Raw genomic sequence first — 14,001 nt, 5'->3', positions numbered from 1 at the left:
TCAAACGGATGCAAGGCGGATACACAATTCGATGGGCAAAACGGAAAACGCCGCCTGAACGGCGGCGCTCCGTATCGGCCAAAGTTATGTGATCAGAACTCCTGCCACTCGTCCTTGCTCGGTGCAACTGCGGCGGAGCTGCTGAAAGCGCGTGCCACCGTGCCCATCATTCTGCGCGCCGGAGAGGCAACTGGCGTAGAGGACGATCGGGCTGGAGCCGCAGATCTTTGAGCCTGCGAAGTCTCGTTCCCAAGGCGGAAGCGGCCGACCAGCGAGACCAGCGTTGCCGCTTCGCCGCTGAGCTTATGAGTTGCAGCAGAGGTTTCCTCCACCATGGCGGCATTTCGCTGTGTTACCTGATCCATCTGGTTGATGGCCGTGTTGACTTCTTGAAGACCTGTCGCCTGCTCCTGTGCTGCTGTGGCAATCGAATGAATATGGTCGTTGATGCTCAAGATGCGCGTCTCGATGTCTTCGAGTGCCGCACCCGTCTGGCGAACGAGCGTCACGCCACTGCCAACCTCCGCTCCAGATTTGGTGATGAGCGCCTTGATGTCCTTTGCGGCATTGGCCGAACGCTGCGCCAGCTCGCGCACCTCTTGCGCAACGACTGCGAAGCCCTTGCCCGCTTCACCTGCACGTGCGGCCTCAACGCCTGCGTTCAGAGCCAGGAGGTTCGTCTGGAATGCGATCTCATCGATGACGTTGATGATCTGGCTGATTTCGCGCGACGCCTGCTCGATCCGGCCCATAGCGCTGACTGCATCGCGAACCACTTTCGCGGAATGGGCCGTCTTCTCTTTCGTTTCGGACACCATGGCGCTCGCTTCCTGAGCGCGTGCGGTAGAGTTCTTCACAACGGCGGTGATTTCGTCCAGTGCCGCGGAGGTCTCCTCCAAGGCTGCCGCCTGCTGCTCCGTACGCTTTGACAGATCGTCAGCCGCTGAGCGCAGCTCATTGGCGTTGTCATTGATGCCGCCGGTGCTGTCGCGCACCTCCGCCATCGTCGCTTTCAGCTTGGACATCGTGTCGTTGATGTTGGCCTGAAGCTCGGCGAACACACCATGGAATTCGCCGTTCATGGCGCGTGTCAGATCGCCCTTCGCAAGGTCGGCCATCACGCGGCCCGCTCCGGAGACGCCGCTATCGACGCTGCCGAGAAGATCGTTGATCGTCTTTGCGAAACGGTTGAGGTTGTCGTCGCCGTAATCCTTGGTGATGCGGCGGCTGAAATCGCCTTGTGCCGCAGCGCCAACCACATCCGCCATACCCGCCTGCAGATCGTCGCTCTTGGCGCGCATGGCGGTCTCCTGCGCATTCATGCGGCGCATATCCAAACCATTGCGCTTGAAGACTTCGACGGCCGAAGCCATTTCGCCAATCTCGTCCTTACGGTCGAGATAAGGAACCTGGGCTTCGAGATGACCGTCGGCGACAGACTTCATCACCTCCGACACCTTCAGGATCGGTGCACTCAGCTGCCTGGATCCGACATAAAGCCCGATGATGGCTCCAGCACCGACGCCAGTAATGGTGACGAGAGCGACAACCAGAAAGATGACATGGCCGAAGCCTTCAATCTCTGCCTTGATCGCGTCGAGATCCTTAAGGTCGCCCTTCACCACCGCGTCGATTTCGCCTTGATAGGCCTTGCGGTTTTCCCGGTTGGCTTCGTTGTTGCCCTGGATGCTGGCTTCCTGAGGACCGACTTCGCGGCCAAGACGGGCCGTCTCACTGCGGAAAGTGCGAAACTCGGCAAAGCGCTTTTCGATATTGTCGAAAGCAGCGACCTGATAAGCAGGGACGCGAAGCTTCCATTCTTTCAGAAGCGCGGCCATCGCGTCGAGGTTGGTGACGATGCCGTCGGCGAACTTCGCCGCGGCCGCTGTGTCCTTCGCCGCATATACGCCGCGAGATTCCATGACGACCGCGGTAACGAGCCGGTTGAGGGTTTCGCCATAGCGGGCACGATCTGCAACGGCATCCAGAGCGATCGCGTGGGTCTGATATTTGTTGATGGCGTAAATCGAAAGACCGCCGATACTACAGGCGACAAGGCTCAAAAAGCCAACGAGAAGATTGATCTTGCTCCGAATTTTCACTGCGAATTCCCCCCGATATCCCAGATCCCCCTAGCCAAGAGCGCCCCCGGCTGCCTGGTCACAAGAACGTTATTAAACGTCAATTAAAAAACAATTTCAGATTTTACTTATGTGCAAGAATAATGAAAAGCTAACCGATGGCAGCAGGATCAACAGTGCTGTGAAAAGCCGTGCCCTTCGGTTCGTGCGCTGTGAGCGCGTGATGCGGTTCACCAATTGACTTTGCGGGCCATAAGCCCTTATAAGCCCGCACGTCCGGGCATTTTGCAGTCTATGATGGTTTTCCGGGCATCAGTCGAAACGCTCTTGCCCATAAGGGCAAAGTCAAGAAGGGCCGCACCCCGCGGTATTAAATAAATGTCGAAGCGTACTTTCCAACCGTCCAAGCTTGTTCGCAAGCGCCGTCATGGTTTCCGTGCTCGCATGGCTACAGCTGGCGGCCGCAAGGTTCTTGCAGCTCGCCGCGCTCGCGGTCGCGCACGTCTGTCCGCTTAATCAAGTGGTTGCCCGATGAAAGTCGCGGCAGATGACAGATAAGAAAAAAATGCCCGGTCGGTTGAAAAACCGGCCGGATTTCCTTGCCGTTCAGGCGGGCGAAAAGAGGCGTGGAAGCGCTTTTCTTCTGGAGGTCCTGGATCGGCAGGCTCCTGAAACCGAACCCAGGGTCGGTTTTACCGTAACGAAGCGCCAGGGAAACGCGGTGGAACGCAACCGTATGCGTCGCCGCCTCAGGGAAGCCGTCAGGCTTTCTGCCGGGTTTGCAATGAAACCCGGGCATGACTATGTGATTGTCGCCCGAAGGGACGCATTGAATACCGACTTCGCCGTACTGGAAAACTTGCTCATAGAGCGGATCGAGGGACGCGCGAAAAACGGACGCTCCCGGGAGACCCGCTCCAGGAAAGAATGATGGAAAAAAACCGCAATTACTTTATCGCGATCGCCCTTTCGGTTGTCATCGTACTTGCCTGGCAGTTTCTCTACATGAACCCGCGTATCGAACAGCAGCGCCGCGCCGAAGAGGCACGCCAGGCGCAGCAGGCCACGCAACAGACACAGACCACGACGGCCCCTGCCGACGGCTCGTCCGCCCCGGCGACAACGTCGAACGGCACTCTCCCCGGCACCGCCAGCCAGCAGGCCGCGACCATTACGCGCGCCGAAGCGCTGGCGAAGACGCCGCGCGTCGAAATCGACACCAACGCCATTGCCGGCTCCATCAATCTGACGGGTGCGCGTCTCGATGACGTTCGTCTGAAAGACTACCATGAGACGGTGGATAACTCGAGCCCGATCATCACGCTCCTCTCGCCCGCAGAGACGCATGACGGCTACTTCACCGAACTCGGCTATATCGGCAATGAGGGCGTTGGCTCCGTGCCTGGCCCGACCACGGTCTGGACCGCGCCAGCCGGTGCGAAACTGACCGAGACGACGCCGGTCACACTTTCCTACACCAACGAAAAGGGTGTGGTCTTCAACCGCACCATCTCGATCGACGATCACTATATGATCACCGTCACCGACAAGATCGAGAACCCTGGTCAGGAAGCAATCACACTTTCCGCCTATGGCCGTATCACCCGCAACAACAAGCCGGTCACCCCGTCCGTCTTCGTTATCCACGAAGGCTTCCTGGGCGTTGCCGGTGCTGATGGCAGCCTGACGGAAGAGACCTATAAGAAGGTCGAGGAACAGCCCTATGTCCTGCCGAAGGCAACCGGTGGCTGGCTCGGCATCACCGACAAGTACTGGGCGGCGGCGATCGTTCCTCCGCAGGACAAGGCTGTCGAAACCCGCTACTCGCACTTCACCGATGGTCAGCCGCGTTATCAGGCCGACTATCGCAGCGATGCCCTGACGGTGGCGCCGGGCGCTTCCACCGAGCTGAAGAATATGATCTTTGCCGGCGCGAAAGAAGTGCCGCTGGTCGATCGCTACGAGAAGCAGTATTCCATTCCGAAGTTCGATCTGCTGATCGACTGGGGCTGGTTCTACTTCATCACCAAGCCGATGTTCAAACTGATGGATTTCTTCTTCCGTTACTTTGGCAATTTCGGCGTGGCGATCCTGCTGACCACCATCGTCGTCAAGCTCCTGTTCTTCCCGCTTGCCAGCAAGCAATATGCCTCCATGGCAAACATGAAGCGCATGCAGCCCAAGATCGAGGAGCTGAAGGCCAAGTTCGGCGACGACCGCATGGGCATGCAGCAGGCGATGATGCAGCTCTACAAGGAAGAGAAGATCAATCCGATTGCCGGCTGCTGGCCGATGCTTCTGCAGATCCCGGTCTTCTTCGCGCTCTACAAGGTCATCTACGTCACGATCGAAATGCGTCACGCGCCTTTCTTCGGCTGGATCCACGACCTGTCTGCGCCAGATCCGACCTCGCTCTTCAACCTGTTCGGTCTTCTGCCCTATGACGTGCCGCACTTCCTGATGATCGGCGTCTGGCCTATCATCATGGGCATCACGATGTTTCTGCAGATGCGCATGAACCCGACGCCACCCGACCCGACCCAGGCGATGATCTTTACCTGGATGCCGCTGATCTTCACCTTCATGCTGGCGTCTTTCCCGGCCGGTCTCGTGATCTACTGGGCATGGAACAATACCCTGTCGATCTCGCAGCAGGCCGTGATCATGAAGCGCCACGGTGCCAAGATCGAGCTCTTTGACAATATCAAAGGGTTGTTCAAACGAAAGCCGGTGCAATCCAAATGACGGCTGACAAGCCCCTCTTCGGAAGGCCGTGGATTTTCATCCGCGGCGTTCCGGCCATGAAGTTCCTTCCTCCCGAAGGCCCGGCAGAAATCGCTTTCGCCGGGCGTTCGAATGTCGGCAAGTCTTCGCTGATCAATGCGCTTGTCGGTCACAAGGGACTGGCCCGCACATCGAACACGCCTGGCCGCACACAGGAACTCAACTACTTCGTGCCAGAGGGCTATTCCGGCGCTGGAGACGATCTGCCTCCGATGGCGCTGGTCGACATGCCGGGCTATGGCTACGCACAGGCGCCCAAGGACCAGGTCGATAACTGGACCAAGCTCGTCTTCGATTACTTGCGTGGCCGGGCAACACTGAAGCGCGTCTATGTGCTGATCGATTCCCGCCATGGCATCAAAAAGAATGACGAGGACGTCTTGAGCCTTCTCGACAAGGCGGCCGTCTCCTATCAGATCGTTTTGACGAAGACTGACAAGATCAAGGAACCCGCCGTTCCTCGCCTCATCAGTGAAACACTGGAAAAGATCCGCAAGCGGCCTGCCGCCTATCCGGAAGTTCTGGCAACGTCATCGGAAAAATCGGCTGGTCTCGATGAACTGCGCGCCGAGATCCTGAAAACAGTTGGCTACCCGCAGCCCTGACAATGCCAGGGCCCGGACTGTTTAAAGCGTGTCGCGATCTTTTAGACTCGCCTCATGCTTTACTTCTTTGTGTTATCGCATTCCGTTATCGCAAAGCCGCTGCACACTTTTGCGCGACACGCTTTACACAGCAGTGAAGAGCAGCACCGCGGCCCATAGAATGGCCGCAAGCGTCGTCATCCGCCAGAAGCGCGTGGAGTTCCACAGAGCTGTGAGGATGGCGAAACGGCCATAGATACTGCGATGCAGCTTATCGTCCGATCTGCGAAGTGCGTGATCCATCGAGGCATCCACGTAGGATGCGAAGGTACGCTGTTCTCGCACTTCGGTCTCAGCAAGATTGTCTTCCCAGCGTCGCACGATGGTGGCGAATTGCTGGTCTTTACGAACCCTTTCGGCAAGCTCGGCTTTCACGTCTTCCGGCAGCGCGCCGAGCACATATTTGCCCGCCAGCACCTGATCCTTCAAACCGCCGCGCATATCCTTATCCGGCAAGGCCATGTCTTCGTTAAACTCCGCTGCTTCGCGCCACCGTCATCATGACAGCCTGCCGATTCGAACCTCGATCGGCCGGACGCAGACTCCCTGAACAAGGCTGGTCCGAATGCGCCCGCGTGTCAATCCGATTAGGCAGCGCATGTGCCATCCTCTGCGAATTAATATTCCTCGGCTGCCCCATCCGTGTTTCATCCGTCAAAAACTTGCGTTACAAGCGGCGCAATCAAGGACGAGGTTTTTCTCATGGCGAGTTTCGAAAGCGAAATGCAGGCCCGGCTTCTGGCTCAGGCCCTTCCCTTCATGCAGAAGTATGAAAACAAGACAATCGTCGTAAAATATGGCGGTCACGCCATGGGCGACACCACTCTTGGAAAAGCTTTCGCCGAAGATATCGCCCTTCTCAAGCAATCCGGCATCAACCCCATCGTCGTCCATGGCGGTGGCCCACAGATCGGCGCGATGCTGACGAAGATGGGGATCGAATCGAAGTTCGAAGGCGGCCTGCGCGTTACCGACGCCAAGACTGTCGAGATCGTCGAAATGGTCCTGGCAGGCTCGATCAACAAGGAGATCGTTGCCCTCATCAACCAGACAGGCGAGTGGGCCATCGGCCTTTGCGGCAAGGACGGCAACATGGTCTTCGCTGAAAAGGCGCGCAAGACCGTGATCGACCCGGACAGCAATATCGAGCGGGTTCTCGATCTCGGTTTCGTCGGTGAAGTGGTCGAAGTCGATCGCACGCTTCTTGATCTCTTGGCGAAGTCCGAAATGATCCCGGTCATTGCACCCGTTGCACCAGGTCGTGACGGCGCGACCTACAACATCAATGCCGACACATTCGCCGGCGCGATTGCCGGTGCGCTGCATGCTACCCGCCTGCTGTTCCTGACCGATGTCGAGGGCGTTCTCGATAAGAACAAGGAACTCATCAAGGAGTTGACGGTCTCCCAGGCCAGGGCGCTGATCAAGGACGGCACGATTTCCGGTGGGATGATCCCGAAGGTGGAAACCTGCATCGAGGCAATCAAGGCGGGTGTTCAGGGCGTCGTGATCCTGAATGGCAAGACGGCGCATTCGGTGTTGTTGGAAATCTTTACGGAAGGTGCCGGCACGCTGATCGTGCCTTGAGGAACAAGCCTTCGGCGTCTCTTAGCCGAAGGCCAGAAGTGCCAGCACGCCAAGGACGATCAACAGGCAGCCGGTCAGTTCAAGACTGTTGATCTTTTCCTTGAAGAAAAACACAGTCGAGGCGAAAGCAAAGAGCATCTCTACCTGTGCCAGCGCCTTGACGACTGCGGCCTGTTGCAGCGTCATGGCGGTGAACCAGCCGAATGAGGCTGTGGCTCCAACGAAACCGACCGCGATTGCCGGTTTCCATGCCTTGGCGATGCGCCCCAATTCTTCCCGCTCCCGCAGCATGATCCAGATCAGCATCGTGACCGTCTGCGTCACGATGACCACCACCAGCGTGAAGCTCGCCTGCATGATGGCGTCTGGCTGCGGCAGGTTTGCGGCTATCGAAAGCGATGCGGAACGATAAGCGACGGAGGAGAGGCCGAAGAGTGCGCCCGACGCAAGCCCGATCCCCGCGGTTCGGCTGAAGACGGAGGTTATAATGGAGACGGGTGAGAGTGCCGTTCTCGCCACCGAAATCAGCATGACACCGGAGACCGAGATGGCGATGGCCAGCAGCGTTCCGGCGCTGACGCTTTCCCCGACGAAGACGAGGGCAAAGAGAGCTGCCTGGGCGGGTTCTGTGCGCGAGTAAGCGGTCCCGACAGCGAAGTTGCGGAACGAAAACAGATGCACCAGCAGGAAGGTCGCGCCGATCTGCGCCATCGACCCAACTGCGGACCACAGCACGAAAGCTCCGTTGATGGACGGCAACGGCCTTGCCAACCCGAAATGCAGGATAGCGAGATAGGTCAGCGCGAAGGGCATGCCGAAACCGAAGCGCACGAAGGTGGCGCCTGTGGTGCCCATGCTCTTCTTCAGATGCTTTTGAAAGGTCGAGCGCAGATTCTGCAAGAAGGCGCTGACCAGGGTGATCCCGATCCACAATTCCATGCCTTCGATTAGCATTGGCGCAGGTTCGCCGCCAAGGACGGTTTTCGTCACGGGTGGCGCGTTTTCGATTTTATTTGAGTGGCGAAACGGGCATAAGCGTTGCATGAACACAAAGCCTAAGAACACCGCAGAGCCAGCCGATTTTGCCCATGTCACAGAGTGGGTCTTCGATCTCGACAACACGCTCTACCCGCATCACATCAATCTCTTTTCCCAGATCGACCGCAACATGACCGCCTATGTGGCGGAGCTGTTGCAGATGGAGCCGGAAGAAGCGCGCGTTCTTCAGAAGCGCTACTACCACGAGCATGGCACGACGCTTCAAGGGCTGATGATCCATTACGGGATCGATCCGAACGACTTTCTGGAAAAGGCACATGCGATCGATTACTCCGCCCTGCTTCCCGATCCGGAGCTTGGAGAGGCGATCAAGGCGCTGCCTGGCCGCAAATTCATTTTGACCAATGGCAGCGTCAAGCACGCTGAGGCCGCTGCGGGTGCGCTGGGTATCCTCGATCACTTCGAAGATATTTTCGACATTGTCGCTGCGGGCTATTTGCCGAAACCAGCGGGCCAGACCTACGAGAAATTTGCCGCGCTGAAACAGCTCGACACCAGGCGGGCGGCAATGTTCGAGGACCTGCCACGCAATCTTACGGCCCCGAAGTCGATGGGAATGAAGACTGTGCTTCTCGTTCCTCGCAATTTCGAAGGCATCGTGATGGAGCGCTGGGAAATCCCGGCTGAGACGGATGACCACATTGACTACATCACCGACAATCTGTCGGAATTTCTGACAGGGCTCCAAGCCAAGCAGGCTTAGGCACTTCATATATTACCGATATTTCATATTCATTACGGATGTTTAACTGGTGGGAACGAAGCGTCGCCTCTAGCGTCTTGCGAGGGACATCAATGGAAAGGTTTTGATATGCTAAAACGGAAGATCGCCATCACCGCTCTTGGCGCTGCCCTGATGCTCAGCACCACTGCGTCCATGACGATGGCGGCTCCTCGTGGTGGGGCCGACCGGGATGGACCACGCATGCGCCCCGAGCCGATGTTCGTTCATCTCTTGAAGGTTGCCGATACCAACAAGGACGGCAAGATCACCAAGGAAGAGTTCAACGCCCGTCAGGAGGCTCTTTTCACCGAGATCGACGCCGACAAGGACGGCTCCATTACGCCGAAGGAAATGCGCGATTACCGCAAGGCGAAAATGGAAGCCTGGCGGGAAGCCAATCCGCGACCGGAAAAAGCCGCAACCGAGGGTGACCAGAAGAAGGCCGAAGGTGACAAGAAGGATGGCGAGCGCGAAAAGCGTCGTGAAGCCCGCGAAGAACGCAAGGGCAAAGACCGTAAGGGGAAGATGGGCGGCATGTTCGCCTCAGCCGATACGGACGGCAACGGTCAGCTCAGCAAGCCGGAGTTCATGGCCGCTGGCGAAAAGATCTTCACGAGTCTAGACCGGAACAATGACGGCGTTATCAGCGTGGACGACATGCCGGATCGCCCCTGGCTCTAACGAGCCTTCAAGACCAATTGAGGCCCGCCCTAGCTCAGGGTGGGCCTTTTTACTTTCCACGAAAGGCTCCAGGACCGATCGCTCATCTAAAGCGCCGTGCGTCCTATTGGACGCCAAAAGGCGCTTTACCCTTTTGAATCGACGCATCCTGCTTTCCGAAAATCGAGTCCGATTTCGGGCCGATGTTGTAGACCATGTAATTAGAGCGTTTCCTTGTTAAATAGAAACGTTCTGCCGGAGCAGGTTTTCGTCAGGGCAAAGGCGATTGGCGAAGGGCATACCTAAAGGTACGGTCGAGCCGATCGCCTTTGAGCATGGCGGAAAGATGCCCGGCCCTTCGGGTTGGTTGAAACGGGCCACCTGCTTGCCCGGACGGCTTGGCCGTATGCTTTGGCTACGGCACGCGCCCTCCGGACAATCAGTCGATCCCGTTTGAACCAACAGAACTGTTTCTATTTAACAAGGAAACGCTCTAGTGCAGGCTGATGGTCCGCAATTCGTCTTCTGCAGCCTTGAAGAAGGTACTGGACCGGTTGTCGGTCAAGAGGATGGGTGTACCGTCCGCACCAAAGAGAGCCCAAAGATCAAGACCGGGATCGATTTCGGGCGCCTCGGGGAAGCACTTCATCACTTGCTCCGCTCGCATCTTGCGAATGTAGCCCACTTCGCCCGCACCGAGATGGGCCAACTGGGATTTGGTCAGGCGCGCATGCGCTTCTTTTAAAAGCATATTTCAGCCTCCATAGAGCGCCATTGCGTCCTTTTAGGACGTATTTGGGCACTCTGAATTTCAAGTCGACGCGCGGTCCATTGCGAAGATCGTTCGGATCTTTGCGCCGATGCGTTGGTCTTTGATCAATAGACCGAACGGAATCGGTCTACATGCTCAGACTCTCACTGTGAGACGGAAATGTTAATTTTCTTCACCACGTTGGAGATTTCCGGGCGGGTGAGTTCGATGGAGAGCAGACCGTTCTTCAGCCGCGCATCGTGCACCTGCATGCCATCGGCCAGTACGAAAACACGCTGGAACTGGCGCGCAGCGATCCCCCGATAAAGGTAATCGCACTTCTCCTGATCCTGCTGGCGCCCGCGAATGACAAGTTGATTGTCCGCGGTCGTAACATCGAGATCGTCTTCGGCAAATCCGGCCACCGCAATGGTGATACGCAGCCGCTCAGGGCTTGAGCCTACCGCCGCCAGCCGCTCGATATTATAGGGCGGATAGCCGTCATTCGATTTCGCCATGCGCTCCAGCGTCTTTTCCATGGCGTCAAAGCCAAGCATCAGCGGGTGCGTGAAGGGTGTCATGCGGCTCATAGTCCCGTGTCCTTGTATCCAAGCGACGATCTTATGGCGCACGCGGTAAATGCGTCGCCAAGCCCCGTTTCGGCAGCTCTTTCGCATATGGTAACATGGCGCCCGGAACGCAAGAACACGGCGTTTCGAAAACCGTCTACGCCTGACAGGCCCATTGACAAGGCGGCAAAAGCAGCTTGAAAAGGCTGTCAGTCAAGACAGACAGGATTCTCATGGCCGAGCGCAGAAAAATCATTATCGACACCGATCCCGGGCAGGACGACGCAGCCGCGATCATGCTTGCTCTTGCGAGCCCCGACGAGATCGAAATCCTTGGCCTTTGCGCCGTGGCAGGCAATGTGCCGCTGAAGCTGACAAGCCGGAACATCCGCATCATTCTCGAGCTGTGCAATCGCCCTGAGGTGCCGGTCTATGAGGGCTGCGAGCGCCCGCTGGTACGCGCGCCGATCACCGCCGAGCATGTGCATGGCAGCACCGGCCTCGATGGCCCGACGTTGCCGGAGCCCTCACTTGCTGCACAGTCACAGCATGCGGTGGATTTCATCATCGACACGCTTCGTCGCGAGCCGGAAGGCACGGTGACGCTTTGCACGCTCGGCGCGCTGACCAATGTCGCGACGGCCCTTCAGAAAGCGCCGGATATCGCCCCGCGGGTAAAAGAACTGGTGCTGATGGGCGGCGGCTTCTTCGAGGGTGGCAACATCACGCCAGCGGCCGAGTTCAACATCTATGTCGATCCACATGCAGCCGAGATCGTCTTCCGCTCCGGCATTCCGCTCGTGATGATGCCGCTCGATGTGACGCACAAGCTGTTGACCACCAAGGCGCGTGTTGCACGCATCCGTGACATCGGCACGCATCCGGCAATCGCAATGGCCGAGATGCTCGAATTCTTCGAGCGCTTCGATGTGGAGAAATACGGCTCCGATGGCGGCCCGCTGCACGACCCGACCGTGATTGCCTATCTCATCAAGCCTGAGCTCTTTGCTGGGCGCGATTGCAATGTGGAAATCGAGACGTCTTCGGAGCTGACCATGGGCATGACCGTGGTCGATTGGTGGAAGGTCACCAGCCGTCCTGTCAATGCCAAGGTTTTCCGCGATGTGGATGCCGACGGCTTCTTCGCACTTCTGACGGAGCGCTTCGCGCGGCTCTGATCACTCTTCCAGATCATCATGCCCGGGCTCCACGAAAGTCGAGCCCGGGCATTTTTGTGCGACGTTTATCTCGCCGACTATAATGGCCCCTACAGCTCGTAGAAATCGGCGACAATCTTCCAGGCTTCTTCCGCCGTCTCGGCGAAGTGGAACAGGTCTATATCGTCCGGCGCAATCGTGCCGAAATCAGCCAAGGCCTTGAAATTGATGATCGAGTGCCAGAAATCCTTGCCGAAGAGGATGAGTGGGATCGGTGCCATGCGCTTGGTCTGGATCAGCGTCACGGTTTCGAACAGCTCGTCCATGGTGCCAAAGCCGCCGGGGAAGACGACCACGGCCTTGGCGCGCATGAGAAAGTGCATCTTCCGGATAGCGAAATAGTGAAAGTTGAAGCTGAGTTCCGGCGTCACATAGGGGTTCGGCGCCTGCTCATGCGGCAGAAGGATGTTGAGGCCAATGGAGGGTGCGCCCGCTTCCGACGCACCTCTGTTGCCCGCTTCCATCACGCCCGGCCCGCCGCCCGTCATGACGACATATTCGCGGTGATCGAATTTCTCCGCTTCGACAGCACATAACTGCGCGAATTTGCGTGCCTCGTCATAATAGACAGAGGCTGCTTCAAGGTTCTTCTTCTGCATCTCATTCCGCGCCGCCCAGGCAGCGCCACCGGGCTCGGGGATGCGCGCACCGCCGAACATCACCACCGTCGATTTGATGCCGCGTTCGGAGAGGATCATCTCCGGTTTCAGCAATTCGAGCTGAAGGCGGATCGGGCGCAACTCTTCCCGGCAGAGGAAGTCGGTATCCGTATAGGCAAGGCGGTAGGAGGGCGAGGCGCTTTGCGGTGTCTTAGGAATAACTTCGGCCTGGTTCTTGTCGTCCGAACTGCTTTTCAGCGGGTCCCAAACCCCATCTTTGCGCCGCAGCTTGCCGTTTTTCAGTTTCGCCATTTCCATGCCTTTCCGATGCTTGCGTCAAATCGTCCAAATCGCATTGACGCACTTGAAACACTCGCTTAGAGCAATTGACCGTGTCCGGCCAGCGGTGCGGATGTTTCCCTGAAATGACGATAGTCAGCGAAGTTTAAGGAATTCTCATGAGCAGCTCGGATCTCGGCACCCTCGAAAGCATCATCGAAACCGCGTTCGAAAACCGCGACAGCGTGAACTCCTCTACGAAGGGTGAAATTCGCGATGCGGTCGAGACCTCGCTGAACCTTCTCGACGCAGGCGAGGCCCGCGTGGCCGAGCGCGAGGCCAATGGCAACTGGAAGGTGAACCAGTGGCTGAAGAAAGCCGTGCTGCTCTCCTTCCGCCTCAACGATATGGAAATCGTCACCGGCGGCCCGGGCGAATCCACCTGGTGGGACAAGGTGCCCTCCAAGTTCGAAAATTGGGGTGAAAATCAGTTTCGCGCCGCAGGCTTCCGCGCCGTTCCGAACGCCGTTGTCCGCCGCTCTGCCTACGTGGCGAAGAACGTCGTGCTGATGCCATCTTTCGTCAATCTCGGCGCCTATGTCGATGAAGGCACCATGGTCGATACATGGGCGACCGTCGGCTCCTGCGCGCAGATCGGCAAGCATGTCCACCTTTCGGGCGGCGTTGGCATTGGTGGCGTTCTCGAGCCGCTCCAGGCGGGCCCGACCATCATCGAGGACAATTGCTTCATCGGCGCGCGCTCGGAAGTCGTTGAAGGCTGCATCATCCGCGAGGGCTCGGTGCTTGGCATGGGCGTCTATATCGGCAAGTCCACCAAGATCGTGAACCGCGCGACGGGCGAAATCTTCTACGGCGAAGTACCGCCTTACTCCGTCGTCGTGGCCGGCACCATGCCTGGCAAGCCCTTCCCAAATGGCGAGCCGGGCCCCGGCCTCTACTGCGCCGTCATCGTCAAGACCGTCGACGAGAAGACGCGCTCCAAGACCGGCATCAACGAACTGCTGCGCGACTGACCTGAGAAGACCG

General features: G+C 57.9%; 15 protein-coding genes. 9 read left to right on the top strand and 6 right to left on the bottom strand.

The window, feature by feature from the left end:
* Positions 1–92: 92 nt before the first annotated feature.
* The gene (locus QE435_RS15370; RefSeq protein WP_349041899.1) at positions 93–2,102 is read right to left on the bottom strand and encodes a methyl-accepting chemotaxis protein; all 2,010 of its coding nucleotides are present in this window, start codon (positions 2,100–2,102) and stop codon (positions 93–95) included.
* Positions 2,103–2,459: 357 nt separating this feature from the next.
* On the opposite strand from QE435_RS15370, the gene rpmH reads away from it, so the two are divergent.
* From rpmH to yihA, 4 genes are read left to right on the top strand one after another with little or no spacing between them, the layout of a single operon-like run.
* Positions 2,460–2,597 (top strand): 50S ribosomal protein L34, encoded by a 138-nt coding sequence (gene rpmH, locus QE435_RS15365; RefSeq protein WP_010972613.1) that lies wholly within the window; start codon positions 2,460–2,462, stop codon positions 2,595–2,597.
* A 31-nt stretch (positions 2,598–2,628) separates the two neighbouring features.
* Positions 2,629–3,012, top strand: coding sequence for a ribonuclease P protein component (gene rnpA / locus QE435_RS15360; RefSeq protein WP_306930734.1), 384 nt, complete (start codon positions 2,629–2,631; stop codon positions 3,010–3,012).
* Positions 3,012–4,826 (top strand): membrane protein insertase YidC, encoded by a 1,815-nt coding sequence (yidC, locus tag QE435_RS15355; RefSeq protein WP_349041898.1) that lies wholly within the window; start codon positions 3,012–3,014, stop codon positions 4,824–4,826. Before rnpA ends, yidC begins: the two co-directional genes overlap by 1 nt.
* On the top strand, positions 4,823–5,470 hold the full coding sequence (gene yihA, locus QE435_RS15350) for a ribosome biogenesis GTP-binding protein YihA/YsxC (RefSeq protein ID WP_306930732.1): 648 nt from the start codon (positions 4,823–4,825) through the stop codon (positions 5,468–5,470). Before yidC ends, yihA begins: the two co-directional genes overlap by 4 nt.
* Before the next feature lie 123 nt (positions 5,471–5,593).
* Here yihA and QE435_RS15345 read toward each other — a convergent pair whose 3' ends face one another.
* Complete coding sequence (locus tag QE435_RS15345; RefSeq protein ID WP_309772246.1) at positions 5,594–5,971, bottom strand: hypothetical protein; 378 nt, start codon at positions 5,969–5,971, stop codon at positions 5,594–5,596.
* Positions 5,972–6,211: 240 nt separating this feature from the next.
* On the opposite strand from QE435_RS15345, the gene argB reads away from it, so the two are divergent.
* Positions 6,212–7,096, top strand: a complete 885-nt coding sequence (argB, locus tag QE435_RS15340; protein WP_306930728.1) for an acetylglutamate kinase — start codon at positions 6,212–6,214, stop codon at positions 7,094–7,096.
* A gap of 21 nt (positions 7,097–7,117) precedes the next feature.
* On the opposite strand, the gene QE435_RS15335 is transcribed toward argB, so the two are convergent.
* Positions 7,118–8,035 (bottom strand): DMT family transporter, encoded by a 918-nt coding sequence (locus QE435_RS15335; protein ID WP_349042872.1) that lies wholly within the window; start codon positions 8,033–8,035, stop codon positions 7,118–7,120.
* A gap of 103 nt (positions 8,036–8,138) precedes the next feature.
* Between QE435_RS15335 and QE435_RS15330 the strand changes: the two genes are divergently transcribed.
* Together QE435_RS15330 and QE435_RS15325 are read left to right on the top strand one after the other, a co-directional pair.
* The gene (locus QE435_RS15330; RefSeq protein ID WP_349041897.1) at positions 8,139–8,858 is read left to right on the top strand and encodes a pyrimidine 5'-nucleotidase; all 720 of its coding nucleotides are present in this window, start codon (positions 8,139–8,141) and stop codon (positions 8,856–8,858) included.
* A 108-nt stretch (positions 8,859–8,966) separates the two neighbouring features.
* Positions 8,967–9,560 (top strand): EF-hand domain-containing protein, encoded by a 594-nt coding sequence (locus tag QE435_RS15325; RefSeq protein WP_349041896.1) that lies wholly within the window; start codon positions 8,967–8,969, stop codon positions 9,558–9,560.
* A gap of 472 nt (positions 9,561–10,032) precedes the next feature.
* On the opposite strand, the gene QE435_RS15320 is transcribed toward QE435_RS15325, so the two are convergent.
* Both QE435_RS15320 and QE435_RS15315 read right to left on the bottom strand, forming a co-directional pair.
* Complete coding sequence (locus tag QE435_RS15320; protein ID WP_062445714.1) at positions 10,033–10,290, bottom strand: DUF1150 family protein; 258 nt, start codon at positions 10,288–10,290, stop codon at positions 10,033–10,035.
* Between the two features lie 164 nt (positions 10,291–10,454).
* Positions 10,455–10,880, bottom strand: coding sequence for an Hsp20 family protein (locus QE435_RS15315; protein ID WP_349041895.1), 426 nt, complete (start codon positions 10,878–10,880; stop codon positions 10,455–10,457).
* A 212-nt stretch (positions 10,881–11,092) separates the two neighbouring features.
* Between QE435_RS15315 and QE435_RS15310 the strand changes: the two genes are divergently transcribed.
* Complete coding sequence (locus tag QE435_RS15310; RefSeq protein ID WP_349041894.1) at positions 11,093–12,037, top strand: nucleoside hydrolase; 945 nt, start codon at positions 11,093–11,095, stop codon at positions 12,035–12,037.
* An 89-nt stretch (positions 12,038–12,126) separates the two neighbouring features.
* On the opposite strand, the gene QE435_RS15305 is transcribed toward QE435_RS15310, so the two are convergent.
* Complete coding sequence (locus QE435_RS15305; protein WP_306930715.1) at positions 12,127–12,987, bottom strand: LOG family protein; 861 nt, start codon at positions 12,985–12,987, stop codon at positions 12,127–12,129.
* A 146-nt stretch (positions 12,988–13,133) separates the two neighbouring features.
* Between QE435_RS15305 and dapD the strand changes: the two genes are divergently transcribed.
* Positions 13,134–13,988 carry a 2,3,4,5-tetrahydropyridine-2,6-dicarboxylate N-succinyltransferase gene (dapD, locus tag QE435_RS15300; protein WP_349041893.1) on the top strand — a complete coding sequence of 285 codons (855 nt, stop codon included), beginning with the start codon at positions 13,134–13,136 and terminating at the stop codon, positions 13,986–13,988.
* Positions 13,989–14,001: the final 13 nt, after the last annotated feature.

This window comes from Agrobacterium sp. SORGH_AS 787, assembly GCF_030819035.1.
Classification (GTDB): Bacteria; Pseudomonadota; Alphaproteobacteria; order Rhizobiales; family Rhizobiaceae; genus Agrobacterium; species Agrobacterium larrymoorei_B.
This window is presented reverse-complemented; position numbering and strand designations above follow the sequence as displayed.

Coding starts and splice junctions, on each gene's coding strand:
- rpmH (WP_010972613.1), top strand. CDS start 2,460: ATGTCGAAGCGTACTTTCCAACCGTCCAAGCTTGTTCGCAAGCGCCGT.
- rnpA (WP_306930734.1), top strand. CDS start 2,629: ATGACAGATAAGAAAAAAATGCCCGGTCGGTTGAAAAACCGGCCGGAT.
- yidC (WP_349041898.1), top strand. CDS start 3,012: ATGGAAAAAAACCGCAATTACTTTATCGCGATCGCCCTTTCGGTTGTC.
- yihA (WP_306930732.1), top strand. CDS start 4,823: ATGACGGCTGACAAGCCCCTCTTCGGAAGGCCGTGGATTTTCATCCGC.
- QE435_RS15345 (WP_309772246.1), bottom strand. CDS start 5,971: ATGGCCTTGCCGGATAAGGATATGCGCGGCGGTTTGAAGGATCAGGTG.
- argB (WP_306930728.1), top strand. CDS start 6,212: ATGGCGAGTTTCGAAAGCGAAATGCAGGCCCGGCTTCTGGCTCAGGCC.
- QE435_RS15335 (WP_349042872.1), bottom strand. CDS start 8,035: ATGGAATTGTGGATCGGGATCACCCTGGTCAGCGCCTTCTTGCAGAAT.
- QE435_RS15330 (WP_349041897.1), top strand. CDS start 8,139: ATGAACACAAAGCCTAAGAACACCGCAGAGCCAGCCGATTTTGCCCAT.
- QE435_RS15325 (WP_349041896.1), top strand. CDS start 8,967: ATGCTAAAACGGAAGATCGCCATCACCGCTCTTGGCGCTGCCCTGATG.
- QE435_RS15320 (WP_062445714.1), bottom strand. CDS start 10,290: ATGCTTTTAAAAGAAGCGCATGCGCGCCTGACCAAATCCCAGTTGGCC.
- QE435_RS15315 (WP_349041895.1), bottom strand. CDS start 10,880: ATGAGCCGCATGACACCCTTCACGCACCCGCTGATGCTTGGCTTTGAC.
- QE435_RS15310 (WP_349041894.1), top strand. CDS start 11,093: ATGGCCGAGCGCAGAAAAATCATTATCGACACCGATCCCGGGCAGGAC.
- QE435_RS15305 (WP_306930715.1), bottom strand. CDS start 12,987: ATGGCGAAACTGAAAAACGGCAAGCTGCGGCGCAAAGATGGGGTTTGG.
- dapD (WP_349041893.1), top strand. CDS start 13,134: ATGAGCAGCTCGGATCTCGGCACCCTCGAAAGCATCATCGAAACCGCG.